Source organism: Streptomyces hilarionis (assembly GCF_024539675.1).
GTDB lineage: Bacteria > Actinomycetota > Actinomycetes > Streptomycetales > Streptomycetaceae > Streptomyces > Streptomyces hilarionis.
In genome coordinates, this window is record NZ_JAHHIT010000074.1 from 1 (window position 1) to 26,185 (window position 26,185).

The window sequence follows — 26,185 nt, forward strand, 5'->3', positions numbered from 1 at the left end:
GTGGTGAGTTCGGGGTCGAGGGCGGTGAGGGCGGCTTCGGCGGCGGTGCGGGCGTGGTCGATGTCGATGGGTGCGGGCGCGGTGCGCAGGGTGGTGCCGGGGGTGGCGGTGATGCGGGTGGTGAGGGCGTGGGCGCGGACGTCGAAGGTCCAGGAGGGGACGTCGGCGGCGAGGTGGAGGAAGTGGCGGTGGCCGAGTCCGAGGAGGTGGTCGGCGAGTTGGTGGGCGCCGTCGGCGATGTCGAGGTTGACGGTGGCGGCGCCGAGGCTTCCGGCGGGGTCGCTGTCGAGCATGACGAGGGGGAGTTGGTCGCCGCGGATGGCGGTGAGGGCGTCGGCGGCCATGGAGGAGGCCAGGACGCCGTCGAGGGCGGCCTGGGCTGAGGCGAACGGGTCGCGGGCCGGGCCGACGCCTTCGGGGGAGGGGTAGAGGACGACGCCGAAGCCGTGTGCGGCGGCCACGCGGGCGGCTCCGGTGTAGACGCCGGCGAAGAACTCGGTGGTGAGGGCGGGGACGACGAGGAGGACGGTGCGGGTGCGGCCGAGGCGGAGGTTGCGGGCGGCGAGGTTGGGGCGGTAGTCGAGTGCGCGGGCCGCTTCGCGTACGCGCTGGGCGGTGGTCTCGGAGACGCGGCCGCGCCACTTGTCGCCGAGGACGAGGGAGACGGCGGCCTGGGAGACGCCCGCGGCCTGGGCGACGTCGCGGCTCGTGGGGCGGGTGCTACCTCGTGCCACGGTGGGCCTGCTCCTTCGTCTGGACTGGCGAACAGCGCACATGGTACGTATGACAAAAGACGTTATACGTAAAACCTCGGGGTGGCTCATCGCCTCGGGCGAGCCGAGGGAAGGGTGGGACATGGCCGGGGGGTACCTGGAGATCCTCAGGACGAGGCATGCGGCCCGGTTGCTGGCCGGCACGCTGGTGGGGCGGCTGCCGAACGCCACGGCCGCGATCGCGATCGTGCTGTTCGTGCGGGCGGAGGGCGGCACGTACAGCCTGGCGGGGGCGCTCGCGGCGGTGTACGGCGTGGCCAACGCCGTGGGGCAGCCCTCGCTGGGGCGGCTGGTCGACGTGTACGGGCAGCCGCGGGTCCAGTTGCCGGCGGCGGTGGCCTCGGCGCTGGCGATGACGGTGTTCGTGTTCGCGGGCACCGGTTCGCTGCCGGTGGCCTACGCGGCGGTGGCGGCGGCGGGGCTCTTCACGCCGCCCCTGGAGGGCGGTCTGCGGGCGCTGTGGCCGGGGGTGCTGCGGCGCGAGGACCAGGTGCACACCGCGTACGCGATGGACGCGGTGGCGCAGGAGGTGATGTTCACCGTCGGGCCGTTGCTGCTGACGGTGTGCGTGTCGCTGTGGTCGGCGCAGGTGGCGTTGCTGGTGCTGAACGCCCTGGGGGTGCTGGGCGCGCTGTGGGTGGTCGTGTCGCCGCCGTCGCGCGGGTGGCGGTCGGCCCCGCGTGAGGCGCACTGGCTGGGCGCGCTGCGCTCGCCGGGGCTGCTGGCGCTGCTGGGGGCGTTCCTGTTCGTGGGGGTGGCGCTGGGGTCGATCACGGTGGCGTCGGTGCCGTACGCGGACGGGCACGGCGGGGACGCGGTGTACGGCTGGCTGATGGCGGCGCTGGGGCTGGGCGCCCTGGTGGGCGGCGTCGTGTACGGGGCGCGGCGGTGGGCGGGGGCGCCGGAGCGGCGTCTGGTGGGTCTGGTGGCGGCTCTGGCGGTGTGTTACCTGCCGTTGATGCTGATGCCGGGTGCGGTGGCGATGGTGGCGCTGACGGCGTTGGCGGGGGTGTTCCTGGCTCCGGCCATCGCGTGCGCGTTCGTCATCGTGGACCGGCACGCGCCGCGCGGGACGGTGACGGAGGCGTTCTCGTGGCTGGTGACGACCTTCACGGTGGGGGCGTCGGTGGGGACGGGGCTGGCGGGTCCGGTCGTGGAGGCCGGTGGCGCGTTGTGGGGGTTCGCGGTGCCGGGTGCGGCGGGCGCCGTGTCGTTGGTGGTTTTGCTGGCCACGGGGCGGGTAATGGGCGTTCCGGCCGGAAGCGGGGTGGTTGCGGCTTCATCGGAAAATGATCCAAACCGTGCTGCCGAACCCCGTTTCAGTTCAGGGGATCGGGCGTAATGTTCACTCATGGACCGCCGCATTTTCGGGCTGGAGAACGAGTACGGCGTCACATGTACGTTCAGGGGACAGCGCCGGCTGTCTCCCGACGAGGTGGCGCGGTACCTCTTCCGCCGTGTCGTGTCATGGGGCCGAAGCAGCAATGTCTTTCTGCGGAACGGCGCCCGCCTCTATCTCGACGTGGGTTCGCATCCGGAATACGCGACACCGGAATGTGACAACGTGACCGAGCTGGTCACCCACGACAAGGCCGGCGAGCGCATTCTCGAGGGACTCCTGGTGGACGCGGAGCGACGCCTGCACGAGGAAGGAATCGCGGGCGACGTCTACCTCTTCAAGAACAACACGGACTCGGCGGGCAACTCTTATGGTTGCCACGAGAACTATCTGGTGGCGCGGCACGGGGAGTTCTCCCGTCTCGCGGACATCCTGATCCCGTTCCTGGTGACCCGGCAGCTGCTGTGCGGGGCGGGCAAGGTGTTGCAGACGCCCCGTGGGGCGGTCTACTGCGTCAGCCAGCGGGCCGAGCACATCTGGGAGGGCGTGTCCTCGGCGACGACGCGCTCGCGGCCCATCATCAACACGCGGGACGAGCCGCACGCGGACGCGGAGCGGTATCGGCGCCTGCACGTCATCGTGGGCGACTCGAACATGTCCGAGACGACGATGCTGCTGAAGGTCGGCGCGACGGATCTGGTGCTGCGCATGATCGAGGCGGGCACGGTGATGCGGGACCTGACGCTGGAGAACCCGATCCGGGCGATCCGCGAGGTCAGCCATGACATCACGGGCCGGCGCAAGGTGCGGCTGGCCAGCGGGCGTGAGGCCTCCGCGCTGGAGGTGCAGCGCGAGTACTACGAGAAGGCCGTGGACTTCGTGGAGCGCCGCGGGATCCGCACCGGCACGGTCGACCAGGTCCTGGAGCTGTGGGGCCGCACGCTGGACGCGATCGAGGCGGAGGACCTCGACCGGATCGGCACCGAGATCGACTGGGTGATGAAGTACAAGCTCATCGAGCGGTACCGGGCCAAGCACAACATGACGATGTCGCATCCGCGGGTCGCGCAGATAGACCTCGCCTACCACGACATCCACCGTCGTCGTGGCCTGTACTACCTGCTGGAGCGCAAGGGGCAGGCCGCGCGGATCTGCAACGACCTGAAGATCTTCGAGGGCAAGTCGGTGCCGCCGCAGACGACCCGGGCGCGGTTGCGCGGCGACTTCATCCGCCGTGCGCAGGAGCAGCGCCGGGACTTCACGGTGGACTGGGTGCACCTGAAGCTGAACGACCAGGCGCAGCGCACGGTGCTGTGCAAGGACCCGTTCCGTTCGGTGGACGACCGGGTGGAGAAGCTGATCGCCGGCATGTGAGCAGGTGTTCCGCGCGTGCTCGGCGCGCGGGCGGAACGCAACACGGGCACCGTACGTTTCCCGTACGGTGCCCGTTCCACGTCGTAGAGTTGCGCGCACGCCATCCGAAGATCGACCGATTACGAGGCTTTCATCGTGCGCCGACGCTCCCTCATCCTTGCCGCCGTACCCGCGGGACTGGTCACGCTGTCCGCGTGCGGTGACGACAAGTCCGATTCGAGCAAGGCGAGCGACAAGGCGTCGCCGTCGGCCTCGGCGCCGTCGGCCGCGCCTCCGCCGAAGATCGTGGACGGTCCGCTGCCGGCGATCACGGCCGGGGTGAAGTTCGGCGAGAAGCCGACGGTGGCCAAGGGTCCGGGCAAGCCGTCGGACCAGCTGGCGGTCAGGACGGTGATCGCGGGCGGCGGGAAGGCGGTCGCGGAGAACGACTACATCCAGGCCGACTACCTGGCGCAGGTGTGGGACACGGCGAAGGTGCTCACCAACACCTACGACCACAAGGTGCCGCTGCTGACCCAGCTCGCGCAGGGCCAGACCCTGGAGGGCTGGCGCTACGCGCTGACGGGGAAGAAGGTGGGCAGCCGGGTGGAGTTCGCGGTGCCGCCGACCTGGGCGTTCGGCAAGCAGGGCAATCCGCAGGTCGGGGTGAAGGGCACCGACACGCTGGTGTTCGTGTTCGACATCAAGGACTCGTTCAACGCGAAGAGTTCGGCCAAGGGCAAGGACGTGCCGCAGGACGGGGCCGGCGTGCCGAAGGTGGGCACGAACACCGACGGCAAGGCGCCCTCGATCGACGTCCCCAAGACGAAGCCGCCGACGAAGCTGGTGTCGGAGTACGTGATCGAGGGGGACGGTCCCGTGCTCGCGGCGGCCGACACCGTGCTGGTGCAGTACAAGGGCGTCATCTGGGACACGGGCAAGGAGTTCGACTCGACGTACAGCCGTGACGCGCTGACGTCGTTCTCGTTGCAGCAGGTGGTCAAGGGCTGGGCGCAGGGACTGACCGGCAAGAAGGTGGGCAGTCGGGTGCTCGTGGTGGTGCCGCCGGCCCTCGGGTACGGCGACAAGCCGCCGAGCGGCAGCGGCATCGAGAAGGACTCCACGATGGTGTTCTCGGTGGACATCCTCGCGAAGATGTGAGGTCGCCGAAGGTGTAAGACTGTCCGTGTTGTTGCCTTTCCGTGAGACATGCAGGAGCCAGTGACGTGAGCATTGACAAGCCCGAGATCGACTTTCCCGGCGGCGAGCCCCCGGCGGACCTCGAGATCAAGGACATCTGGGAGGGCGACGGCGAGGTTGCGCAGGCCGGTCAGACCGTCTCCGTCCACTACGTGGGTGTCGCGTTCAGCACCGGTGAGGAGTTCGACGCGAGCTGGAACCGCGGGACGCCGTTCCGTTTCCCGCTGGGCGGCGGCCGTGTCATCAAGGGCTGGGACCAGGGCGTGCAGGGCATGAAGGTCGGCGGGCGCCGCCAGCTGACCATCCCGGCTCACCTCGCCTACGGCGACCAGAGCCCGACGCCGGCGATCAAGCCCGGTGAGACGCTGATCTTCGTCGTGGACCTGCTCGGCGTCTGACCGGCGCGTCGGCGGTCCGCACCGATCGCGGTGTGACCGGCGCCGATCATTCGGGGCCCATGCCTGCCCGGGCATGGGCCCTCGGCTTTTGTCCGGGCGCCGCGGGGCGGTACGGTCTCGATCGTAAGCACCAAAGGGGAGGCGAAGGGCGTCGATGGCCATTGCCAAGGCCGAGCGGCTGATGAACCTGGCGCTGTGTCTGCTCGGGACGCGCCGGCCGCTCAGCAAGCGCGAGCTGCGCGACTCCATCGAGGCGTACGTCGAGGCGTTCGGGCCGGGCAGGGGCGCGTCGTCCCGCGCGGGCGGCGGGTCGGCGGGGTCGGACGACTCCTTCAACCGGATGTTCGAGCGCGACAAGGACGATCTGCGCGAGCTCGGCCTGGTCATCGAGACCGTGGAGAGCCTGGACGGCGAGATCGGCTATCTCGCGCGCCGTGACAGCAACCGGCTGCCGCCCATCACCCTCGACGCCGAGGAGGCCGCGGCGCTCGGGCTGGCCGCCAAGGTGTGGCAGCAGGCCCGGTTGGCGGGCGCGGCCAGCGGCGCGTTGCAGAAGCTGCGGGCGGCGGGCCTCCCCGAGGACGTGGACCCCTACGAGGCCCATGGCGCGCTGGAGCCGCGGATCCCCGTGCACGAGGCGGCGTTCGAGCCGTTGATGCTGGCCTGCCGGGACCGTCGGCCCGTGGTGTTCGACTACCGCAAGGCCACCGCCGCGCGTCCGGAGCCGCGGCATGTCGAGCCGTGGGCGCTGGAGTGCTGGCGTGGTCACTGGTATCTGGCCGGTTTCGACCGTGACCGGGGCGCCGAGCGGGTGTTCCGGCTGTCGCGGATCACGGGCCGGGTGCGTTCGCGGGGGGCGGCGTTCACCGTGCCGGTTCCCGATGTCGTCACCGTGCGGGAGACGGTCGCGAGCTGGGCGGGGGAGACCGCCGACCGCAGCGCGCTGATCCGGCTGCGGACGGGGTCCGGGTACCCCTTGCGGGCGAAGGCCACCTCGGTGCGGGAACTCGGGGACGGCTGGGACGAGTTGGAGATTCCGTACGGGCACGGCCTGGACGCCTGGCTGGTGGAGTTCGGGCCGGACGTGGTGGTGCTGGAGCCGGCCGAGCTGCGGGCGGACGTCGTGGACCGGCTGCGGGCCGTGGCGAAGGGCTGAGGGGGAGCGAGCAACACAGTGGCAGGCAAACCGGTCAGGCCGGCGAACGCGATCGACCAGACCCGGCGGATGCTCTCCCTGGTGACGTATCTCAGGGAGCGGCCCGGCGCGCGCATCGAGGACGTGGCGCGCGCCTTCGGCATCACCGAGGACGAGCTGGTGTCCGACCTCGACGTGCTGCCCATGTGCGGGACCAGTTTCCGTGGCGGCGACCTTCTCGACATCGACACCGACGGCGAGCGGATCTGGTGGCACAACCCGGCCGCGCTGGGCGCCGACGCCGCCGAGCCGCTGCGGCTGGCCGCCGACGAGGCGACCGCGCTGCTGGTGGCGGCCCGGGCCGTGGCCACGCTGCCGGGGCTGCGCGAGGGCGACCGGCAGGCGCTGCTGCGGGCCACGGCGAAGGTGGAGGCGGCGGCCGGCGAGGCGGCGGGGGCGAGTGCGCGTCTGTCGGTGACGTTCGAGTCGGAGGGCGGGGTCTTCGCGGACGTCGACCGGGCGATCTCCGAGCGGCGCCGGCTGTGGATCCGTTACTACTCGCCCGCTCGCGACGAGCTCAGCGAGCGCGAGATCGACCCGATCCGGCTGGTCAGCGTCGGCCACACCTATGTGGAGGCCTGGTGCCGCCGCTCCGAGGCGCGCCGCACGTTCCGGCTGGACCGGGTCGCCGAGATCAAGATCCTCGACGAGCCCTCGGCGCCGCCGGAGATCGAGATGCGCGACCTGTCGGAGGGGCTGGTGCAGCCGGCCGCGGAGGATCCGGAGGTCGTGGTCGAGGTGGGCCCGGGCGGCCGGTGGGTCGCCGAGTACTACCCGCACGACCGTGCCGATGAACTGCCCGAGGGCGGTCTGCGTATTGCTCTGCGTACGCCCGACCCCACCTCGCTGAGGCGGCTGGCCCTGCGGCTCGGCCGCGACGGCCGGATCGTGTCGCCGCCGGAGCTCGCGGACAGCGCCCGCCGGGCCGCCCGCGAGGCGCTGTCGGCGTACGACGGGATCGAGGCGGGCGGCGCGGGGGGCGAGCCGCCCGCGGTGCACGGCGAGGGTCGGTTCGACGCAGGGGAGCGGGGGGAGTCGTGAGCGAGACGACGGCGTCCGGTGTGCGGGGCATCTCGGCGGCTTCCGCGTTCGCGGGGATGCGCAACGTGGCCCCGGTGCGGTTCAGAGCCGGGTGCCCGGACTGCCGGGGCGCTTTCGAGCTCGCGGCGAGCGCGCTGCGGCTGGCGATCGGCGCCTCCAGCCGCACCACCTTCTACTCCTTCACCTGCCCGGACTGCGGGGCGGCGGTGCGCAAGCCGGCCGGCGAGCGGATCGTGGAGCTGCTGACCGGCGGCGGGGTCCGGACCCTGCGCCTGCACGCCCCGTAGGGGTCTAGGCTCGCTCCATGTTCTGGGCGATGTTCGCGGTTGCATGGGGTTTTGCCGGTCTGGCCGTTCTCGCGGTGTTCGCCGTGCGGGTCTTCGTCGAGGCGCAGCGGCTGGGGCGGCAGGTCGCGGAGTCGGCACGCCGTGTCGACCGGGCCGCTCAGGACCTGGAGCGGGCGGCGGCGAGCGCGGCGCGCGCCGTGGACACCCTGTGACCGTGACCGTGACCGGCGCCGTCGTCGTGGCAGAGCGTCGCAGGCCGGCCACGGCGGGGTGGGCGAGGGGTCCCCGCCCACGACGCGTTTCGGACGGCTTCGGCCTCCCGCACCGCAGGCGTGGGCAGGTACGCTGCTGGTCGCGGCCGGAGAACGAGGCCCGGACCGCATACCGGGAGTACGCACGGGGATTGCCTCACGTTTACCCCCGAGCGTTACGATCGCTGTCAACACGATCGTTCGGACATGCGTCCGACCGGTCGGACGGCAACCCGCCCCCGCAGCCTCGGTGAGAAGGTAAAGACTTATGTTCGGAAGGCTCGGCGCCCCCGAGATCATTCTCATCCTCGTCGTCGTCATCCTGCTGTTCGGCGCGAAGAAGCTTCCCGACATGGCGCGCTCGCTGGGCAAGTCCGCTCGCATCCTCAAGAGCGAGGCCAAGGCGATGAAGGAGGACGGCGGCAGCACCACCACCCCCGCCGGTCCGCCCCACACCGACGAGCAGCCCCCGGCGACGCGCACCATCCAGGCCGCCCCCGGCGACGTGACCAGCTCCCGCCCGGTCACCGAGCCGACGGACACGACCAAGCGCTGACGCAGGGCCGGTGACCTCCGGCCCGCCGCACGAGATGGGAACGTGGGTTGCTGAAGTCTGCCCGCAAAGAGGAGAAGGACCCCGAGGGGCGGATGCCCCTCGCGGAACACCTTCGTGAGCTTCGCAACCGGCTCGCGAAGGCGATGCTGGCCATCGTCGTCGTCACGATCGTGGCCGCCTTCTTCTACAAGAACATCATCGAGTTCTTCACGAACCCGATTCTCAACGCGGTGGGGTGCGACTCGACCTTCTCCGAGCTGGCGACCCAGCGGAGCGGCACCTGCGCCCGCATCGTGCTGAACGGTCTGCTCACCCCCTTCACGCTCGCCCTCAAGGTCTCCCTGATGGCCGGTGTGATCTTCGCGTCGCCGGTCTGGCTCTACCAGCTCTGGGCGTTCGTCGCGCCCGGTCTGCACCGGCACGAGCGCAAGTACGCCTACGCGTTCGTCGGCACGGGCGTTCCGCTGTTCCTCGGCGGTGCGTTCTTCGCGTACAAGACGCTGCCGACCATGGCCAAGGTCCTGCTCCAGTTCTCGCCGGCGGACCTCGACAACCAGCTGCCGCTGGACGACCTCCTCGATCTGATCGTCCGCATGGTGCTGGTCTTCGGCCTCTCGTTCGAGCTGCCGCTGCTGCTGGTGATGCTCAACCTGACCGGCGTGCTGACCGGCAGGCGCATGCTCGGCTGGTGGCGCGGGATGATCATCGGCATCACGGTGTTCGCCGCGGTGGCCACCCCCAGCACCGACCCGCTGACCATGCTGGCGCTCGCCGGCCCGATCTGGGTCCTGTACTTCTGCGCGACCGCCTTCTCCCTGCTCAACGACCGCCGCAAGCAGCGCCGCGCGGACCTGGAGCCGGCCGACGACGAGGCGTCCGAGCTGGATCTCACCCCCGAGGACATCGGCGGGGTCGAGACGGTGTCGGCCTCGCGCGCGCTTCCGGAGCAGTCGAGCACGGACCGGGTCAACGGTTATGACGACGTGACCTGACAGGCGTCGCCGAACTCATAAGGTCATCCTCGTGACCTGCGAGATCACCCTCTTCGTCAATCCCGCCGCGGGCCGCGGCCGGGGCGCCCGGGCGGCGCTGCCGGCCGCTTCCGCGTTGCGGGCGGCCGGCTACCGGGTGCGCACCGTCGTCGGGGCGGACGCCGGGGACGCCCTGGTGCGCGCGCGTGCCGCCGTAGCGGACGGCACCGGCGCCCTGATCGCCGTCGGCGGGGACGGGCTGGCCCATCTCGCGCTCCAGGCCGTGGCCGGCACCGACACCCCGCTCGGGCTGGTCGCCGTCGGCACCGGCAACGACTTCGCCCGCGCACTCGGCCTGCCCGTGCGCGACCCGGCGGCCGCCGCGCACGTGATCGCCGACGCCCTGAAGGCGTCCCGGATCCGCGAGGTCGACCTCGGCCGGGTGGGCGGGCGCTGGTTCGGCACCGTTCTCGCCTCCGGCTTCGACTCACGTGTCAACGACCGCGGAAACCGCATGCGGTGGCCCACCGGACGCGCCCGGTACGACCTCGCGATGCTGGCCGAGCTGGCGGCCCTGCGCCCGTTCGCGTACCGGATCACGCTCGACGACGGCCCGGTGCGGGAGATCGAGGCGACCCTCGTCGCCGTCGGCAACGGCCCCTCCTACGGCGGCGGCATGCGGATCTGCCCCGGCGCCGACCTCACCGACGGGCTGTTCGACGTCACCGTCGTCGGGGACTGCGGCCGGGCCACCCTGCTGCGGGTCTTCCCCCAGGTGTACCGGGGCACGCACGTCGACCACCCCCGGGTCACCGTGCACCGGGCCGCCCGGGTCGAGATCGCCGCCGAGGGCGTCTCCGGGTACGCGGACGGCGAACGCCTCGCGGCCCTGCCGCTCACCGCGCGCTGCGTGCCCGGCGCGGTGCGCGTCGTCGGCCCCTGAGCCGGGGCGGGCCGACGGGCGCGCGCCCGGGCCCACGCGCCCGGCGTGAGCTGGGCGTACCCGGGTGGGGAAGCACCCGATCCGGATAATGATCGTCCTGTTGTCAGTGCGGCCCGGTACGCTCGAAAGCACGATGACAGAGGATCTCTCACCGGCCGAGCGGTACGCGGCGGCGCGCAAGCGCGCTGTCGAGCAGGCCACCGCGCTCGCGTCCTTCCGCGAGATGTACGACTTCGGTCTCGACCCCTTCCAGATCGAGGCCTGCCAGGCGCTGGAGGCGGGCAAGGGCGTCCTGGTGGCCGCCCCCACCGGCTCGGGCAAGACGATCGTGGGCGAGTTCGCCGTCCACCTCGCCCTGCAACAGGGCAAGAAGTGCTTCTACACGACGCCCATCAAGGCGCTGTCGAACCAGAAGTACTCCGACCTGTGCCGCCGCTACGGCAGCGACAAGGTGGGCCTGCTCACCGGCGACAACAGCGTCAACTCCGAAGCGCCCGTGGTCGTGATGACCACCGAGGTGCTGCGGAACATGCTCTACGCCGGTTCGCAGACGCTCCTGGGCCTCGGGTACGTGGTGATGGACGAGGTGCACTACCTCTCCGACCGCTTCCGGGGAGCCGTGTGGGAAGAAGTGATCATCCACCTTCCCGAGTCGGTCACCCTGGTCTCGCTGTCCGCGACCGTGTCCAACGCCGAGGAGTTCGGCGACTGGCTGGACACCGTGCGCGGCGACACCGAGGTGATCGTCTCCGAGCACCGGCCCGTGCCGCTGTTCCAGCACGTGCTCGCCGGACGGCGGATGTACGACCTGTTCGAGGAGGGCGAGGGCCACCGCAGGGCCGTCAACCCCGACCTCACGCGCCTGGCCCGCATGGAGGCCGCCCGGCCCTCCTACCAGGACCGCCGGCGGGGCCGCAGCATGCGCGAGGCCGACCGCGAGCGCGAGCGCAGACAGCGTTCGCGGGTGTGGACCCCGGGGCGGCCGGAGGTCATCGAGCGGCTCGACGCCGAAGGGCTCCTGCCCGCCATCACGTTCATCTTCAGCCGTGCCGCGTGCGAGGCCGCCGTCCAGCAGTGCCTGTACGCCGGACTGCGCCTCAACGACGACGAGGCGCGGGCCGAGGTCCGCGCGCTCGTCGAGGAGCGCACGGCCGCCATCCCGCACGAGGACCTGCACGTCCTCGGCTACTACGAGTGGCTGGAGGGCCTGGAGCGGGGCATCGCGGCCCACCACGCGGGCATGCTGCCGACGTTCAAGGAGGTCGTCGAGGAGCTGTTCGTGCGCGGCCTGGTCAAGGCCGTCTTCGCGACCGAGACCCTCGCCCTCGGCATCAACATGCCCGCCAGGTCGGTCGTCCTGGAGAAGCTCGTCAAGTGGAACGGCGAACAGCACGCCGACATCACCCCCGGCGAGTACACCCAGCTCACCGGGCGCGCCGGCCGGCGCGGCATCGACGTCGAGGGCCACGCGGTCGTGCTGTGGCAGCGCGCCATGGCCCCCGACCACCTCGCCGGTCTCGCGGGCACGCGCACCTACCCGCTGCGCTCCAGCTTCAAGCCGTCGTACAACATGGCGGTCAACCTCGTCGAACAGTTCGGGCGGCACCGCTCGCGCGAACTGCTGGAGACGTCGTTCGCGCAGTTCCAGGCCGACCGTTCGGTGGTCGGGATCTCCCGCCAGGTGCAGCGCAACGAGGAGGGCCTGGAGGGCTACAAGGCCTCCATGACCTGCCATCTCGGCGACTTCGAGGAGTACGCGCGGCTGCGCCGCGACCTCAAGGACCGCGAGACGGAACTGGCCAAGCAGGGAGCGGCCCAGCGGCGCGCGGAGGCCGCCGTGGCGCTGGAGAAGCTCAAGCCCGGCGACGTCATCCACGTGCCCACCGGCAAGTACGCGGGCCTGGCGCTGGTGCTCGACCCGGGCCTGCCCGCCGGGCGGGCCAACGGGCACCGCGGCTTCGACCACCACGACGGGCCGCGCCCGCTGGTGCTCACCGCGGAGCGGCAGGTCAAGCGGCTGGCGTCGATGGACTTCCCGGTGCCGGTCGAGGCGCTGGAGCGGATGCGGATCCCCAAGACGTTCAACGCGCGCTCGCCGCAGTCCCGTCGCGATCTCGCCTCCGCGCTGCGCACCAAGGCCGGGCACATCCCGCCGGAGCGGGCCCGCAAGCAGCGCTCCCAGGCCGCGGACGACCGGGAGATCGCCCGGCTGCGCACCGAGATCCGGGCGCACCCGTGCCACGGCTGCTCCGACCGCGAGGACCACGCCCGCTGGGCCGAGCGCTACCACCGGCTGCTGCGCGACACCGGGCAGCTGGAGCGGCGCATCGAGGGGCGCACCAACACCATCGCCCGGACCTTCGACCGGATCGTGGCGCTGCTGACCGAGCTGGACTACCTGCGCGGCAACGAGGTCACCGAGCACGGCAAGCGGCTCGCCCGCCTCTACGGCGAACTCGACCTGCTGGCCAGCGAATGCCTGCGCGCGGGCGTCTGGGAGGGGCTCAGCCCGGCCGAACTCGCCGCCTGCGTCTCGGCGTTGGTGTACGAGTCCCGGATGAGCGACGACGCGATGGCGCCGAAGCTGCCCTCGGGCAAGGCCAAGGCCGCGCTCGGCGAGATGGTGCGCATCTGGGGCCGGCTGGACGCGCTGGAGGAGGACTTCCGCATCAGCCAGACCGAGGGCGTCGGACAGCGCGAACCCGACCTGGGCTTCGCCTGGTCCGCGTACATGTGGGCCTCCGGCAAGGGGCTGGACGAGGTGCTGCGCGAGGCGGAGATGCCGGCCGGCGACTTCGTGCGCTGGTGCAAGCAGGTCATCGACGTCCTCGGGCAGATCGCGGCGGCGGCTCCCGCCGAGAGCACCACGGTCGCGAGAAACGCCCGCAAGGCGGTCGACGCCCTGCTGCGGGGCGTCGTCGCCTACTCGTCGGTGGGATGAGCGGAGACGGGCGGCGGGTGCGGGGGAGTGCGCGCCCCGTCGCGCACCCGCCCGCCCCGGCCGGCGTCGCTGAGCGCCGTACTCGCGGTGAGTGCGCATCAGGGCGGCCGCTTGTCCGCGGATGCGGTCCCGCAGACCGGCGTTGCCTCCGGCATGGAGGAGGGTGTGCCGGATGGTCCAGGTGTCCAGGGCGATCCGGGTGTCGTACATCGGGGCCCCGGCTGCGATGTCCGCGACGGCGGCGATGGTGGCGGCGCTGATGAGAGAGACGTGCGCGAGTGATGCGGCTCGACGAGGAAGGTGACCACCGACGGCTCTCTCGGTGACGGGGCGTCGGGGGCGTCGTCGAAGGTGATGACCAGCCGCGTCGGGGGCTCGGTTTCCAGGACGCGGCCCACCACGTCGATCTTGCCCTTCCCGGTGCGCCCCGCTTCTGACGGTTTGCGTCAGGTGGCTGCCAGGAGGATGGCGGTGTAGTGCGCGGTGAAGGCGGCGATGGTCAGGGCGTGGAAGACCTCGTGGAATCCGAACCAGCGCGGAAAGGGGTCGGGGCGTTTGAGCCCGTAGACGACGGCGCCCGCGGTGTAGAGCAGGCCACCGGTGATGACGAGGACGACGACCGCGGTGCCGCCGGTGCGTGCGAAGTCGGGCAGGTTGAAGACCGCTGCCCAGCCCAGGGCGATGTAGCACAGGGTGTAGAGCCAGCGTGGTGCCGTGATCCACCAGACGCGGAAGGCGATGCCTGCTGCCGCCCCGGTCCACACCAGCAGCAGCAGGACCGTCTGCTGACGCGCCGACAGCAGCAGCACCGCCAGCGGTGTGTAGGTGCCGGCGATGATCAGGAAGATGTTCGCGTGGTCCAGTCGGCGCAGCACGGCCTCACCTCGAGGGCCCCAGTCCCCACGGTGGTAGACCGCGCTCGTGCCGAACAACAGCAGCGACGACGCCGCATACACCGAGCACGCCACGGCGATGCTCGCCGAGTGGGCCAGAGCGACCAGGACGACGCCGCCGGTGAGTGCGAGCGGGAACATGCCCGCGTGCAGCCACCCGCGCATCGCCGGTTTCAGGACCGCCACCGCGCGATCCACCCCGCCGTGCGGATCGGCCGTCGGCGCCGGGTGCGGGCCCCGTGAAACGGCAGGCGGTCCACCGGTGGCGGGGAGGACCTCGTGCGTGGTCCGGCGGTCGAGCGGTGCTTCCCGGCCTGCGGCCGGCGGCTGAGCGTCTTCGGCGATCATGTGCACCCGGTAGGAGAATCAACGCTGAACACGGCAGCTGGCCCGGTCAGAGGGACGTTCATGCGGTCGCGGCGTCACGACGCGGGCGATAGCACAGCGTTTCGTCGGGACGCCGCGCTTTCTCGGCGGCCCGGCCCATGGCGGAGGCGGGGTGGCCCTCGTCGTCGTGATGCCCCGAGACATCGGATGGTGTCATCGCACCTCTTCGAACCGCGCTGGAGGGGCCCTGGCGCCATCTCGCACCAGGGCCCCGAAGGAACTGCTACACCATCTGCCGGCCTCGGTAATGCGCCGGCCTTCTGTTTCCGCGAGCCCGGCCTGAACGCTGCCGGGGGCGCGGGGATCGCGGTTGCGTGACCGGAGACCACCTCACTGTCGATGTCCTGCGGTACCCGGACCCGTTGCTCGCCCGGGCGATCCTGATGGCGCGTGCTCCTTCCGTTCCTTCCTCTGATCCGTCACCTGCCGAACTTCCCGGCACGCGCGCCCACGTTCAGACGCCTTCACCGGTACCCCGCGGACACTGCGCCGCGGTCCTGCTCTCGGCGGCCCCTGATCACCGCGGGCCACCCGGTCCGGCCGTCAGTCCCGTCGCCGTCCTGCAACAGCCCTGGCTTCGGAACTCCACCGCCGCACCGTCCTGCGCACTGCACCTACGTACTGCTGCCTGGCAACTCTTCCCTGCCAGGCCCTTCTCGATCTCGGCTACGAGAGAAACCATAACCAGCCCATCTCCCAATGTCTACTCCAGCCAGTACAGATTTCTGTCGGTCAGGATGGGAGGTAGTCGTTGACGAACACGCCGCTCAGCAGGCCCTGCGCGCGCTGTTCCCGGCGCGCGTTCAGGTAGGCCCGCCAGCCGCCGTAGGCGGTGATGTCCTCGGCGTCCGCCAGGGCGGAGGGCTCGCAGAGGAAGCCGGGGACGCGTGATCCGTCGGCGAGTTCCACCGGGCCCAGGGCCATCGGACGGGGCAGTGCGGCCAGCAGGGATCCGAGGCCCTCGGCCGGGAGACGCCACACCTCGGTCTCGATCGCCGCTCCGCAGCCGTCCTTCGAGCCGTCCCCGGGGCCGACGTGCACCAGGCCCGGCTTCGGCGGGCTCGTGCGCAGGGCGTGCAGCCGGTAGACCGGGGCGGTGGTCGTCGTCCGCTCGAGGCGGGCGCCGAGGGCGAGGAGCCGGTCGTTCAACGGCTGGCCCGACAGGTGCGCGCCCACCACCGCCAGCCGTGTCCCGGGCCGCAGCAGCGCGGCGATGCGGGCCAGCCGTTCGTCGGTGTGGGCCGGTCCGATCAGCATCACGCCGAACGGGAGGCCGTTCACCTCGCCGGCCGGGACCGCCGCGGCCGCCAGGCCGAAGAGGTTGGTGGAGTTGGTGAAGCGGCCCAGGCGGGCGTTGGCGCCCAGCGGGTCGGCGGCGACCTCGGCGAGGGTGGGGTGGCCGGGGGCGGTGGGCAGCAGCAGGGCGTCGGCGTCGGCCAGTTCGGCGAGGGCGCGGCCGCGCAGGCCGGCCAGCCGGTCCTGGTCGGCGTAGAGGCGGTGGGCAGGGATGTCCCGGGCGCGGGTGATGATGCCGGCGACCGTCGGGTCCAGGCCCGCACCGCCCTGTGCGAGCAACTTGTCGACAAAGCTGCCCACCGCGGTGTAGCGCTCGGCGACGAACGCGCCCTCGTACAGCATGGCGGCGGCCTCGGTGAACGGGGTGAGGTCGAGGGTGCGCAGCTCGGCTCCGGCCGCCGCGAGCTGCTCTGCCGCCGCCTCGTAGGCCTGTCCCCAGCCGGGGTCCAGCGCGCCGAGCAGGTCGAGGGGAGCGACGGCCACGCGCCAGGGACCGGCGGGCCGCCCGGGCAGGGGCGGGGCGGCGCCGCTCGCCAGGTGGGCGAGGGCCTGCTCGGCCTCCGGCAGGGTGCGGGCGAAGACGGTCACGCAGTCGAGCGAGGCACAGGCCGGGACGACGCCCTCGGTCGGGACGAGACCGCGGGTCGGCTTCAGGCCGACGATGCCGTTGAAGGCGGCCGGGACCCGGCCGGAGCCCGCCGTGTCCGTGCCGAGCGCGAGGTCGACCAGGCCGAGCGCCACCGCGACGGCCGAGCCGGAGCTGGAGCCGCCGCTGATCCGTGCCGGGTCGAAGGCGCCGCGCACCGCCCCGTAGGGGGAGCGGGCGCCCACCAGGCCCGTGGCGAACTGGTCGAGGTTCGTCGTGCCGAGCACGAGCGCCCCGGCCGCGCGCAGGGAGGCCACCGCCGGGGCGTCGCGGGTGGGCCGGTAGGCGTACGCGGGGCAGCCCGCCGTGGTGGGCAGACCGGCCACGTCGATGTTGCCCTTGACGGCGAGCAGCCGGCCCGCGAGGGGGAGGCGGTCCCCGCGGGCGACGCGTCGGTCGATCGCCTCCGCCTCCGCCTCGACCTCCTCCCGGGGGCGCAGGTCGATCCAGATCTCGGGACGGTCCGTGGCCTCGATGCGGGCGTACGCGGCGCGGACGCGGCTGAGCGTGGCGGACATCTGCGGTTCCTCTCTCAGACGGCGGCCGGCGCGAGGACGAGCAGTGCCGTCCCCGCCTCGACCTGGTCGCCGGGCCGGGCCAGGATCCGTGCCACCACGCCGTCGGCCGGCGCGTGCACCCTGGACTCCATCTTCATCGCCTCCAGCGCGAGCAGCGGCTGGCCAGCCGTCACCTCGTCGCCGGGCGAGACGTTCACCTGCCAGACGGAGGCGGCGAACTCCGCCTCCACGAGGCGTCCCCCGGCCGGCACCGTCACCTCGGCCGGCGTCGCGGCCGGGGCGGCGGCGTCCTGCGCCCGCGCGAACTCGCCCGCCGCCTCCCAGGCGTCCCGCTCGGCCGCGAAGGCGGCCCGCTGGCGGGAGGCGAACTCCGCGATGGCGTCCGCGTGTTCGGTGAGAAAGGCCTCGTGGGCGGCCAGGGAGAAGGTGCCCTCCTCGACGCGGGGCACGAACCGTCCCGAGACGATGTCGGCCCGCAGGTCGAGCAGTTCGTCCGCGTCGACCGGATACCAGCGGATCCGGTCGAAGAACCGCAGCAGCCAGGGCGAGCCCGGCTCGAAGGCGCCGCGCTGCTGCCACGGCGACCACACCTGGGTCGTCCGGCCGACGAACTGGTAGCCGCCGGGGCCCTCCATGCCGTAGACGCACAGGTACGCCCCGCCGATGCCGACCGAGTTCTCGGCCGTCCAGGTGCGCGCCGGGTTGTACTTCGTCGTCACCAGCCGGTGGCGGGGGTCGAGGGGGGTGGCGACCGGGGCGCCGAGGTAGACGTCGCCGAGGCCCAGGACCAGGTACTCCGCCGCGAACACGGTGTCGTAGACGTCCGCGGTCGTCTCCAGGCCGTTGACGCGGCGGATGAACTCGATGTTCCAGGGGCACCAGGGGGCGTCGTCGCGGACGCCGGCCATGTAGCGGGCGATCGCCTCGCGGGTGGCCGGGTCGTCCCAGGACAGCGGCAGGTGCACGGTGCGGGAGGGGACGACCAGTTCGTCCGTGGGGGGCAGCGCCGCCGCCGTCGCGCGGACGACCGGGAGGAGCTCGCGCAGGGGCAGGACGCCGGGATCCGTGCGGATCTGGAGCGAGCGGATGCCCGGGGTGAGGTCGGTGACGCCCGCCGGGTCCGCCGCCGCCACGGCCTCCATGAGGGCGTGCACGCGCATCCGCAGGGCGAGGTCCAGGTGCGGCGGCCCGAACTCGACCAGCAGGTTGTCGTCGCCGCTGCGGCGGAAGACGACGTCCCCGTCCCGGGCGAGGATCCCGCCGTCGACGATCGCCGGGCGCGGGCGGCCGTCCACGTCCACCGGCCGGAAGCGGACGGTGTCGCCGGGGCGCAGCTGGCCCAGCTTCCAGCGTTCGCCCGTGTGGACCGTGGCCGGGCACACGAACCCGCCGAGCGAGGGCCCGTCCGGGCCGAGCAGCACGGGCATGTCGCCGGTGTAGTCGACGGCGCCCACGGAGTACGGGGTGTCGTGGATGTTGGAGGGGTGCAGACCCGCCTCGCCGCCGTCCGTGCGCGCCCACCGCGGCCGCGGTCCGACGAGGCGCACCCCGGTGCGGGCCGAGTTGAAGTGGACCTTCCAGTCGGCGGCGTAGAAGTCGCGGACGTCCTCCTCGGTGAAGAACTCCGGCGCCGCGTGCGGCCCTTCGACGGCGCCGATCTCCCAGACGGCCCCGAAGGCCGGGCGCTCTGTCGCGGGAGCGGCCCCGGCGGGAGCCCCGCCGTGCCGGGCGCCGTGCAGGACGTCCCCCGTGCGCAGGGCGCGGCCGCCGTGCCCGCCGAACCGGCCCAGCGTGAACGTGCTCGCGCTGCCCAGGAAGGCCGGGACGTCGAGGCCGCCCGCGAACAGCACGTAGGTGCGCAGACCGTGCTCGCGGGGCGCGCCGATCTCCAGCAGCGATCCCGCGGGCACGGTCAGCGGCTCCCACTGCGGCGCCTCGACGCCGTCGACGGTGACCGGGGCGGGCGCGCCCGTCACGCAGACCGTGGTGGCGTGGGTGAACCGCAGCGCGGGGCCCCGCAGCGTGCACTCCAGGCCCGGGGCCCCCTCGGGGTTGCCGAGGGCCCGGTTGCCGAGCCGGAACGAGCGGTCGTCCATGGGACCGGACGGCGGGACGCCGACCTGCCAGTGCCCGGTGCGGCCGGGCCAGTCCTGCACGGTGGTGAGGGTGCCGCCGGCCACGACCTCGACGCGCGGGGTCGGGTCGCGCACCTCGGCGAGGGTCGCCGTCGAGTGGGAGGCCGTCACGAAGCGGGGGTCCGCGAGCGCCGCGCGCACCAGGCCCAGGTTGGTCTCGATGCCGTCGACGCGGGTGCGGGCCAGCGCCTCGTCGAGGCGGCGCAGCGCGTGGGCGCGGTCCGCGCCGTGGGCGACGATCTTGGCGAGCATCGGGTCGTAGGACGTCGTCACCTCGCAGCCCGTCTCCACCCAGCCGTCGACGCGGACCCCGCCGGGGAACTCGACCCGGGTCAGCAGGCCCGCGCTGGGCCGGTGGCCGCGGCTGGGGTCCTCGGCGTACAGGCGGGCCTCGACGGCGTGGCCGCGCGGCGGCCCCGGTTCGCGGACGACGTCGCGCTCGCCGCGCGCCAGACGCAGCATCCAGGCGACGAGGTCGACGCCGTAGATCTCCTCGGTGACCGGATGCTCCACCTGAAGGCGGGTGTTGACCTCCAGGAAGTAGGCCTCCTCACGGGCCGCGTCGTACACGAACTCGACGGTTCCGGCCGAGCGGTAGCCGACGGAGGCGCACAACGTCCGCGCCGCCGACGAGAGTTCCTCGCGCACCCGGTCGGGCAGTCCCGGCGCGGGGGCCTCCTCCACGACTTTCTGGTTGCGGCGTTGCAGCGAGCAGTCGCGGTCGCCGAAGGTGACGACCCGGCCCTCGCCGTCGCCGAAGACCTGCACCTCGACGTGGCGGGCGTCCTCGACGAGGCGCTCCAGGAAAACGCCGGCCGAGGAGAAGGAGGCGGCGGCGACGCGCTGGACGCGTTCCCAGGCGTCGGCGAGTTCGCCGGGTGAGCGGCAGGCCGACATGCCGATCCCGCCGCCTCCGCCGGTCGCCTTGAGCATGACGGGGTAGCCGATGGCCCCGGCCTCCTTCTCGGCGGCCGTGAGGGAGGCGAGTAGCCCGGTGCCCGGCGCCAGCGGCACCCCGGCGGCCCGGGCGGCGGCGCGCGCGGTGTGCTTGGCGCCGAACAGCTCCAGCTGCTCGGGTGTCGGACCGACGAAGACGACGCCGGCGTCGGCGCAGCGGCGGGCGAAGGCCGCGTCCTCCGAGAGGAAGCCGTAGCCCGGGTGGATCGCGCCCGCTCCGGTGTCCGCGGCCGCCTTCAGCACCAGGCCCGCGTCGAGGTAGGACTCCTTGGCGGGGGCCGGGCCGAGGCGTACCGCCTCGTCGGCGAGCCGGACGTGCGGCGCGGACCGGTCGGCGTCGGAGTACACCGCCACGGTGCGCAGGCCCAGTTCGCGGGCGGTGCGCAGGATGCGGACGGCGATCTCGCCCCGGTTGGCGACGAGCAGGGTGTCGAAGGTCATGCCGGGTCCTCGTCGCCGTCGGGTGCGCTGATCGTCATCTCCACCGCGGTCGGCTCGAAGCCGTTGCAGGGGTTGTTGATCTGGGGGCAGTTGGACACCAGCACGAGGACGTCCCGCTCGGCGCGCAGGGTGAGCGACAGGCCGGGGGCGGACAGGCCGTCGACGATGCCGAGGGCGCCGTCCTTCCCGACCGGCACGTTCATGTACCAGTTGACGTTGGAGACGAGGTCGCGCTTGCCGAGGCCGTGGCGCGCGCCCTCGGCCAGGAAGTTGTCGACGCACGCGTGCTGCGCGAAGGTGTGGTGGCCGTAGCGCAGGGTGTTGGACTCCTTGGAGCAGGCGCCGCCGAGGGTGTCGTGGCGGCCGACGGCGTCGGCGGTCACCGTCATCAGCGGGGTGTGCTCGTTGGACAGCAGCACGCTGCCGGTGGTGAGGAAGACGCCGCCCTGCGCGTGGATCGTGTCGGGCGCGCTGTAGCGCACGGACGTGTCGTGGGCGTCGTACACGAGGAAGTCGACGGCCTGGTTGCCGTGCAGGTCGGTGATGGTGAGCGTGTGGCCGGCGGCGATGACGGACGACCATGCCGCCCGCGCCGGGACGAGGGTCGTCGTGCTCATGCGAGCCCCCTGGCGGCGAGGAAGTCGGCGGTGTTGAGGAAGGCGCGGCGGCCTTCCGGGGTCGCGTCCCACAGCGGGTCGCCCGGCCGGGTCGGCTCGGCCCGCCAGGCCAGCACCTCCAGCGGTGTGCAGACGTAACCGGGGCGGGGATCGGCCGGGTGCGGCACGTTGGCGATCAGCACCGTCACGTCCTGCTCGGCGCGCAGGGTGACGCTGCCGCCCGGGCCGGCCGAACCGGTGTAGTCGAGGGAGCCGTCCGCACGGACCCGTACGCCCTGGAAGAAGGAGAGCGAGGGCGGCAGGTCGCGGGGGTCCAGACCGTTCTTGGCGGCGGCCAGCTTGAACAGCTCCCGGCCGGCGGGGGAGGGGCCCTGGGGGGCGCCGTCGCCGTAGCGCGCGGTGTTGCGCACGAGGGTGGAGGTGCCGCACAGGGCGTCGTGCCGGCCGGAGGTGTCGGTGACGACCGAGGCGAGGACGCGGCCCTGGTCGGACAGGAGCAGCACGCCCTCGCCGAGGTAGGCGTTCCACTGGACCTTGACGGTGTCGGCCACGTTCAGCCGCTCCCAGGGGCGGCCCTCCACGTGGAGGAGCAGATGGGCGCAGGCGTCGCCGTGCGGGTCCGTCAGGCGCAGCTCGGCGCCGCGGGCGAGGACCCGGTGGGTGTAGTTGCCGCCCGCGACGGTCTCGGCCCACACCAGATGACCCGCCTCGCAGGGCGGGTCCGGCCAGTCCCGGGCCGGGACGACGGGCATCGCCTCGGCCCGGGCGCCCTCCTGCGCCCTGGCGTGGGCGCGTGCTCCGTATGTGGTCGCGGTCGCCGTCATCGCGGGCCTCCCCGGCTCGGTTGCGTCACTGTCCCGGCATTTCTGTCGCGCGACAGAAATTAGGGCCGCGTCGGGTCGCCGCCGTTGCTCCGGGGTTGCGGGGTGGTTACCGAGTGCTCACCGGGGCCGCCCGAAGATCGTCGCGGGGGAGCGTGTGCGAGGATCGCGGCATGGAGTCGGGCGGCGGGCGTCGAGTGGGCCGGCCGCGCGCCGCGCAGCGCCCGGACAGCGGGCTCGCGCCGCGCGCGGAACTGCTCGCGGCCGCGGCGGAGTTGTTCACCACCCGCGGCTATGCCGCCACCACCACCCGGGCCGTCGCCGAGCGCGCGGGCATGCGCCAGGCCTCCATGTACCACTACGTGTCGGGCAAGGAGGAGCTGCTGGCCGCGCTGCTGGAGTCGACGGTCACGCCCTCGCTCGCCTATGCGGGTGAACTGCTCGCCGACGACGCGCGGCCCGCCGCGGACCGGCTCCGCGAGCTGTGCCGTGCCGACGTGGAGCTGCTGTGCGGCGGCCCGCACGATCTCGGCGGCCTGTACCTGCTGCCCGAGGTGCGCACCGAACGGTTCGCCGGGTTCCATGCCGTGCGCGCCGAACTCAAGGACGCCTACCGGCAGTTGATCGGCGCCACCGAGGCGGGCGGCGCGCTGGCCGAGAGCGAGCTCGCGCTGCGCACCGATCTCGTCTTCGGGCTCATCGAGGGCGTCATCCTCGTCCACCGCTCCGATCCCGAGCGTTCCGTCGCCCGGTTCGCGCGCGCCACCGCCGACGCGGCCCTGCGCATCGTCGGCGTCCCCGTGGTTCCCGGCCACGGCGTGTGACCGCCGGTCCCCGGTCGCCTCATCCGTCCCGGTGAATTGATTCGCACGCCCATATCTCGTCACTGCACGTGTTCGAATCATTGCGATGCGTGTAAACCAGTGAGGTTACTCCACGTACGGAAGCGGTTTCAGGCAGTTGCCGAATATGACACGGCGATGATCCTGTCGGACTAAGCTCGCCCGCGGCGCACCGAGTTGAGGCGAATTCGTGCGCTTGTTCCCCAATATCCCGAAGATGCCGACAGATCCCTACAGAGGGTGCCCACATGGTGAGTGTTCAGTCCCCACCCGGTCGCCGAGAACTTCCCTACGCGCGCGTGCTGTTGCTGCCGGCGATACTGATGGCCGCGGCGACCGGAGCCGCCGTCGCCCTGGTGGCGACGCAGGCCCGGCTCGCCGTCGGCGTCTGCGGAGCCGTCGCGACCCTCCTGGTCGTCGCGGTGGGAGCCGAGGCGGTCCGTCGCGGCCGGCACCTGAGGGAACTGCGCGCGCAGACCGACCGGCGCGTCGCCCACCTGGAGCGGCGGGTCGCCGATCACGCGGAGGAGAACCGCCGCCTCGCCGAGGAGCACGTGCCGAGCGCCGTCGCCTGGCTGCGCGCCGGCAATTCCCCCCGAGAGGTGATGCGCGACCTCAGCCAGAGCGACCCGGCCTTCCGGGCGCTCGACGACGCGCAGCGCGCCGTGGTCCGCACGATCCTCGACATCGTCGACCACGAGGAGTCCCTGCGCGACTCCGCCCAGCGCTCCTTCGTCAGCATCGCCCGCCGCGTCCAGGCCATCGTCCACCAACAGGCCGCGGAACTGCGGGAGATGGAGGAGGACCACGGACGCAACCCCGAGGTCTTCGACGACCTGCTGCGCATCGACCACGGCACCGCGCTGATCGGCCGGCTCGCCGACTCCATCGGTGTGCTCGGCGGCGGCCGCCCCAGCCGCAACTGGCCGCAGCCCGTCCCGATGTACAGCGTGCTGCGCGGCGCCATGTCCCGGATCCTGGAGTACCGGCGCATCCAGCTGGACTCCATCGCCAAGGTCAACATCCGCGGCCTCTCCGTCGAGCCCCTCATCCACGCGCTCGCCGAACTCCTCGACAACGCCACCCGCTACTCGCCTCCGAACAGCAAGGTGCACGTCAACGCCGTCGAGGTGCAGACCGGCATCGCCGTCGAGATCGAGGACGCCGGCGTCAGCCTCAGCGAAGAGGCCCGCGCCAAGGCCGAACGCATGCTGGAGCAGGCCAAGGCGGGCGTCGACATCCAGGACGTCGGCGGCACCCCGCGCCTGGGCCTCGCGGTCGTCGGCCGCCTGTGCACGTCGTTCAACCTCCAGGTCTCGCTGCGCACCTCGGCCTACGGCGGCGTCCGGGCCGTCCTCATCGTGCCGAGCGAGATGCAGACCTCCGACCCCGCCCCCGGCTTCGCGCACGGCATCGGCGCCACCGCCGTGCCGCAGATCGACCTGAGCCAGATCGGCGAGGGCCCCAAGCGCCCGCCGAAGAAGCGCCGCCCCACCAACGCGCGCATCCCCGCCGGAGTGTCCCTGACCGACGACGAGGTGCCCGAGGTCACCGAGTGGACCGAGCAGGGCCTGCCGCAGCGCCGCAGCAAGACCACCATCTCCATCGCCCAGCGCTACCGGGAGGCCTACGCCGCCCAGGACGCGGCACGCGAGGGCAAGCCCGACCCGTTCGCACGGCCCGAGCCGGAGCCGCAGCCCGAGGAGAAGCGGCGGGAGCCCGGCCTCGCGTTCGAGGCCTTCTGGGAGGGCCTGGTGAAGGCGGCCCCGCCGGGAGCCCACCCCACCGACTTCACCCGCAATCCCACCGCATACCTGCACCTGCTCGAGGACAAGGCCGAGACCGGGGCCGACGATGAAGGGGACCTCACGTGATCCAGCAGCGCCAAAACTTCGACTGGCTGCTCAAGGAGCTCTATGACGGGGTTCCCGGCATCGAGATGATCGTCGTGCTCTCGGCCGACGGACTGCGCATCGCCCGCTACGCCGGCGACCCCGACGCCGCCGACCGCGTCGCCGCCGCCTGCGCCGGCCTGCAGAGCCTGGCCGCCGCCGTGGGACAGGAGATCCACTCCAGCAGCGGCGAGATGGACATGGTCGTCATCGACCTGAGCGGCGGCTACTTCTACATGATGTCGGCCGGCGCCAACGCCTACCTCGCCGTCCTCGCCGACGTGCGCTGCGAGGCCGGCCGGATGAGCGGCATGATGCGCGACCTCGTGGTCCGCATCGGCGCCCATCTGACCAGCCCGCCCCGCCGCAACGGGCAGAGCGTATGACCCCTCCGCAACGCCGCCGGCGACAACCCCTGCCCCAGCCGTCCCCGCCGCCCCCACCGGTCCCGCCGGTCCCGCCGTCCGCGCCGTCCCCGGCGGAGGGCCAGGACGGGAACGAGGGGGAGGGCAAGAACCCCGAACGGCTGTACATCATCACGGGCGCGGACGGCGAACGCGCGCCCGTCGACCTCGTCACGCTCATCGTGGCGCGCGCCGAGGCCCCCTCCTCGGCGCCGCCGGAACAGGCGGCGGTGCTGCGGATGTGCGCCGCCCCGCTCTCCGTGGCCGAGATCTCGGCCTACCTGCGCCTGCCGTTCAGCGTGGTGACGGTGCTGCTCACCGAGATGCTGGCCGCCGAACTCGTCCAGGCGCGGGCCCCCATCGTCCGGCAGCAGCTCCCCGACCGTTCCCTCCTCGAAGCGGTGATGCATGGACTTCAACGGCTCTGACACGATTCCCGGCCCACGGGCCGAGGACCATCTGCCGCACACCACCACCGCCGCGGCGAAGATCGTCATCGTGGGCGGCTTCGGCGTCGGCAAGACCACCATGGTCGGTTCCGTCAGCGAGATCAGACCGCTGACCACCGAGGAGACCATGACCCAGGCGGGCATCGGGGTCGACGACGACTACGGCTCCGAGAGCAAGACCGCCACCACCGTGGCCATGGACTTCGGCCGCATCCGGATCACCGAACAGGTCGTCCTCTACCTCTTCGGCACCCCCGGCCAGGAACGCTTCTGGTTCCTGTGGAACGGGCTGTTCGAGGGCGCGCTCGGCGCGGTCGTCCTGGTCGACACCCGCCGCATCGAGGTCAGCTTCGAGGTGATGGGCCGGCTGGAGGAGGGCGGCGTGCCGTTCGTCGTCGCCGTCAACACCTTCCCCGACGGCCCCCGTTACCCCCTCGAGGACCTGCGGGCCGCCCTCGACCTGCCGCCCGAGATCCCGATCGTGGAGTGCGACGTCCGCCGACGGGCCTCCAGCCGGGACGTCCTGATGACCCTCATGCGCTTCCTGCACTCCCTGGCCCTCAGCCGCAGCCTCACCTGACGCGAACGGCACCACCACCCACCGACACCGGATCCGGCGCCACGCCGGGTTCAGCACAG

At 72.4% G+C, this 26,185-nt stretch carries 23 protein-coding genes; 17 read left to right on the forward strand and 6 right to left on the reverse strand.

What is annotated here, in order from left to right:
- Positions 1-734, reverse strand: a 734-nt coding sequence (locus tag KMS84_RS19245) for a LacI family DNA-binding transcriptional regulator (protein ID WP_256917495.1), incomplete at its 3' end; no start/stop codon positions are given.
- 121 nt (positions 735-855) lie between these two features.
- On the opposite strand from KMS84_RS19245, the gene KMS84_RS19250 reads away from it, so the two are divergent.
- From KMS84_RS19250 to KMS84_RS19305, 12 genes are all read left to right on the forward strand, one after another.
- Positions 856-2,115, forward strand: a complete 1,260-nt coding sequence (locus KMS84_RS19250; protein ID WP_256917496.1) for an MFS transporter — start codon at positions 856-858, stop codon at positions 2,113-2,115.
- Positions 2,116-2,124: 9 nt separating this feature from the next.
- Complete coding sequence (pafA, locus tag KMS84_RS19255; RefSeq protein ID WP_020117715.1) at positions 2,125-3,486, forward strand: Pup--protein ligase; 1,362 nt, start codon at positions 2,125-2,127, stop codon at positions 3,484-3,486.
- Positions 3,487-3,621: 135 nt separating this feature from the next.
- Complete coding sequence (locus KMS84_RS19260) at positions 3,622-4,626, forward strand: FKBP-type peptidyl-prolyl cis-trans isomerase (protein ID WP_256917497.1); 1,005 nt, start codon at positions 3,622-3,624, stop codon at positions 4,624-4,626.
- A gap of 65 nt (positions 4,627-4,691) precedes the next feature.
- Positions 4,692-5,063 carry an FKBP-type peptidyl-prolyl cis-trans isomerase gene (locus KMS84_RS19265; protein WP_256917498.1) on the forward strand — a complete coding sequence of 124 codons (372 nt, stop codon included), beginning with the start codon at positions 4,692-4,694 and terminating at the stop codon, positions 5,061-5,063.
- A gap of 154 nt (positions 5,064-5,217) precedes the next feature.
- Positions 5,218-6,219, forward strand: a complete 1,002-nt coding sequence (locus tag KMS84_RS19270) for a helix-turn-helix transcriptional regulator (RefSeq protein ID WP_256917499.1) — start codon at positions 5,218-5,220, stop codon at positions 6,217-6,219.
- 18 nt (positions 6,220-6,237) lie between these two features.
- Positions 6,238-7,299: a helix-turn-helix transcriptional regulator gene (locus tag KMS84_RS19275; protein WP_256917500.1), complete on the forward strand. Its 1,062-nt coding sequence runs from the start codon at positions 6,238-6,240 to the stop codon at positions 7,297-7,299.
- Positions 7,296-7,586, forward strand: a complete 291-nt coding sequence (locus tag KMS84_RS19280; protein WP_256917501.1) for a hypothetical protein — start codon at positions 7,296-7,298, stop codon at positions 7,584-7,586. Before KMS84_RS19275 ends, KMS84_RS19280 begins: the two co-directional genes overlap by 4 nt.
- A 17-nt stretch (positions 7,587-7,603) precedes the next feature.
- Positions 7,604-7,798, forward strand: a complete 195-nt coding sequence (locus KMS84_RS19285; RefSeq protein ID WP_256917502.1) for a hypothetical protein — start codon at positions 7,604-7,606, stop codon at positions 7,796-7,798.
- A 307-nt stretch (positions 7,799-8,105) separates the two neighbouring features.
- Positions 8,106-8,393, forward strand: a complete 288-nt coding sequence (gene tatA, locus KMS84_RS19290; RefSeq protein WP_190148702.1) for a Sec-independent protein translocase subunit TatA — start codon at positions 8,106-8,108, stop codon at positions 8,391-8,393.
- A 47-nt stretch (positions 8,394-8,440) separates the two neighbouring features.
- Positions 8,441-9,385, forward strand: coding sequence for a twin-arginine translocase subunit TatC (tatC, locus tag KMS84_RS19295; protein WP_256917503.1), 945 nt, complete (start codon positions 8,441-8,443; stop codon positions 9,383-9,385).
- A gap of 31 nt (positions 9,386-9,416) precedes the next feature.
- Positions 9,417-10,307 (forward strand): diacylglycerol kinase, encoded by an 891-nt coding sequence (locus KMS84_RS19300; RefSeq protein WP_256917507.1) that lies wholly within the window; start codon positions 9,417-9,419, stop codon positions 10,305-10,307.
- Positions 10,308-10,395: 88 nt separating this feature from the next.
- Positions 10,396-13,248, forward strand: coding sequence for a DEAD/DEAH box helicase (locus tag KMS84_RS19305; RefSeq protein WP_256917509.1), 2,853 nt, complete (start codon positions 10,396-10,398; stop codon positions 13,246-13,248).
- Positions 13,249-13,694: 446 nt separating this feature from the next.
- On the opposite strand, the gene trhA is transcribed toward KMS84_RS19305, so the two are convergent.
- From trhA to KMS84_RS19330, 5 genes are all read right to left on the reverse strand, one after another.
- Entirely contained in the window at positions 13,695-14,489 is a 795-nt protein-coding gene (gene trhA, locus KMS84_RS19310; protein WP_256917510.1) for a PAQR family membrane homeostasis protein TrhA, read from the reverse strand.
- 771 nt (positions 14,490-15,260) lie between these two features.
- Complete coding sequence (locus KMS84_RS19315) at positions 15,261-16,988, reverse strand: allophanate hydrolase (protein ID WP_256917511.1); 1,728 nt, start codon at positions 16,986-16,988, stop codon at positions 15,261-15,263.
- Positions 16,989-17,002: 14 nt separating this feature from the next.
- The gene (locus KMS84_RS19320; RefSeq protein WP_256917512.1) at positions 17,003-20,521 is read right to left on the reverse strand and encodes a 5-oxoprolinase/urea amidolyase family protein; all 3,519 of its coding nucleotides are present in this window, start codon (positions 20,519-20,521) and stop codon (positions 17,003-17,005) included.
- Entirely contained in the window at positions 20,518-21,138 is a 621-nt protein-coding gene (locus KMS84_RS19325; RefSeq protein WP_256917513.1) for an urea amidolyase associated protein UAAP2, read from the reverse strand. Before KMS84_RS19325 ends, KMS84_RS19320 begins: the two co-directional genes overlap by 4 nt.
- Positions 21,135-21,962 (reverse strand): urea amidolyase associated protein UAAP1, encoded by an 828-nt coding sequence (locus KMS84_RS19330; RefSeq protein WP_256917514.1) that lies wholly within the window; start codon positions 21,960-21,962, stop codon positions 21,135-21,137. The genes KMS84_RS19325 and KMS84_RS19330 overlap by 4 nt, the downstream gene beginning before the upstream one ends.
- 170 nt (positions 21,963-22,132) lie before the next feature.
- Between KMS84_RS19330 and KMS84_RS19335 the strand changes: the two genes are divergently transcribed.
- The 5 genes from KMS84_RS19335 to KMS84_RS19355 all read left to right on the forward strand — a co-directional run bounded on the left by KMS84_RS19335 (position 22,133) and on the right by KMS84_RS19355 (position 26,126).
- The gene (locus tag KMS84_RS19335; RefSeq protein ID WP_256917515.1) at positions 22,133-22,783 is read left to right on the forward strand and encodes a TetR/AcrR family transcriptional regulator; all 651 of its coding nucleotides are present in this window, start codon (positions 22,133-22,135) and stop codon (positions 22,781-22,783) included.
- A gap of 266 nt (positions 22,784-23,049) precedes the next feature.
- Positions 23,050-24,675, forward strand: coding sequence for a sensor histidine kinase (locus KMS84_RS19340; RefSeq protein ID WP_256917516.1), 1,626 nt, complete (start codon positions 23,050-23,052; stop codon positions 24,673-24,675).
- On the forward strand, positions 24,672-25,079 hold the full coding sequence (locus KMS84_RS19345) for a roadblock/LC7 domain-containing protein (protein WP_256909876.1): 408 nt from the start codon (positions 24,672-24,674) through the stop codon (positions 25,077-25,079). The genes KMS84_RS19340 and KMS84_RS19345 overlap by 4 nt, the downstream gene beginning before the upstream one ends.
- The gene (locus KMS84_RS19350) at positions 25,076-25,525 is read left to right on the forward strand and encodes a DUF742 domain-containing protein (protein WP_256917517.1); all 450 of its coding nucleotides are present in this window, start codon (positions 25,076-25,078) and stop codon (positions 25,523-25,525) included. The genes KMS84_RS19345 and KMS84_RS19350 overlap by 4 nt, the downstream gene beginning before the upstream one ends.
- The gene (locus KMS84_RS19355; RefSeq protein ID WP_256917518.1) at positions 25,506-26,126 is read left to right on the forward strand and encodes a GTP-binding protein; all 621 of its coding nucleotides are present in this window, start codon (positions 25,506-25,508) and stop codon (positions 26,124-26,126) included. The genes KMS84_RS19350 and KMS84_RS19355 overlap by 20 nt, the downstream gene beginning before the upstream one ends.
- Positions 26,127-26,185 lie beyond the last annotated feature (59 nt).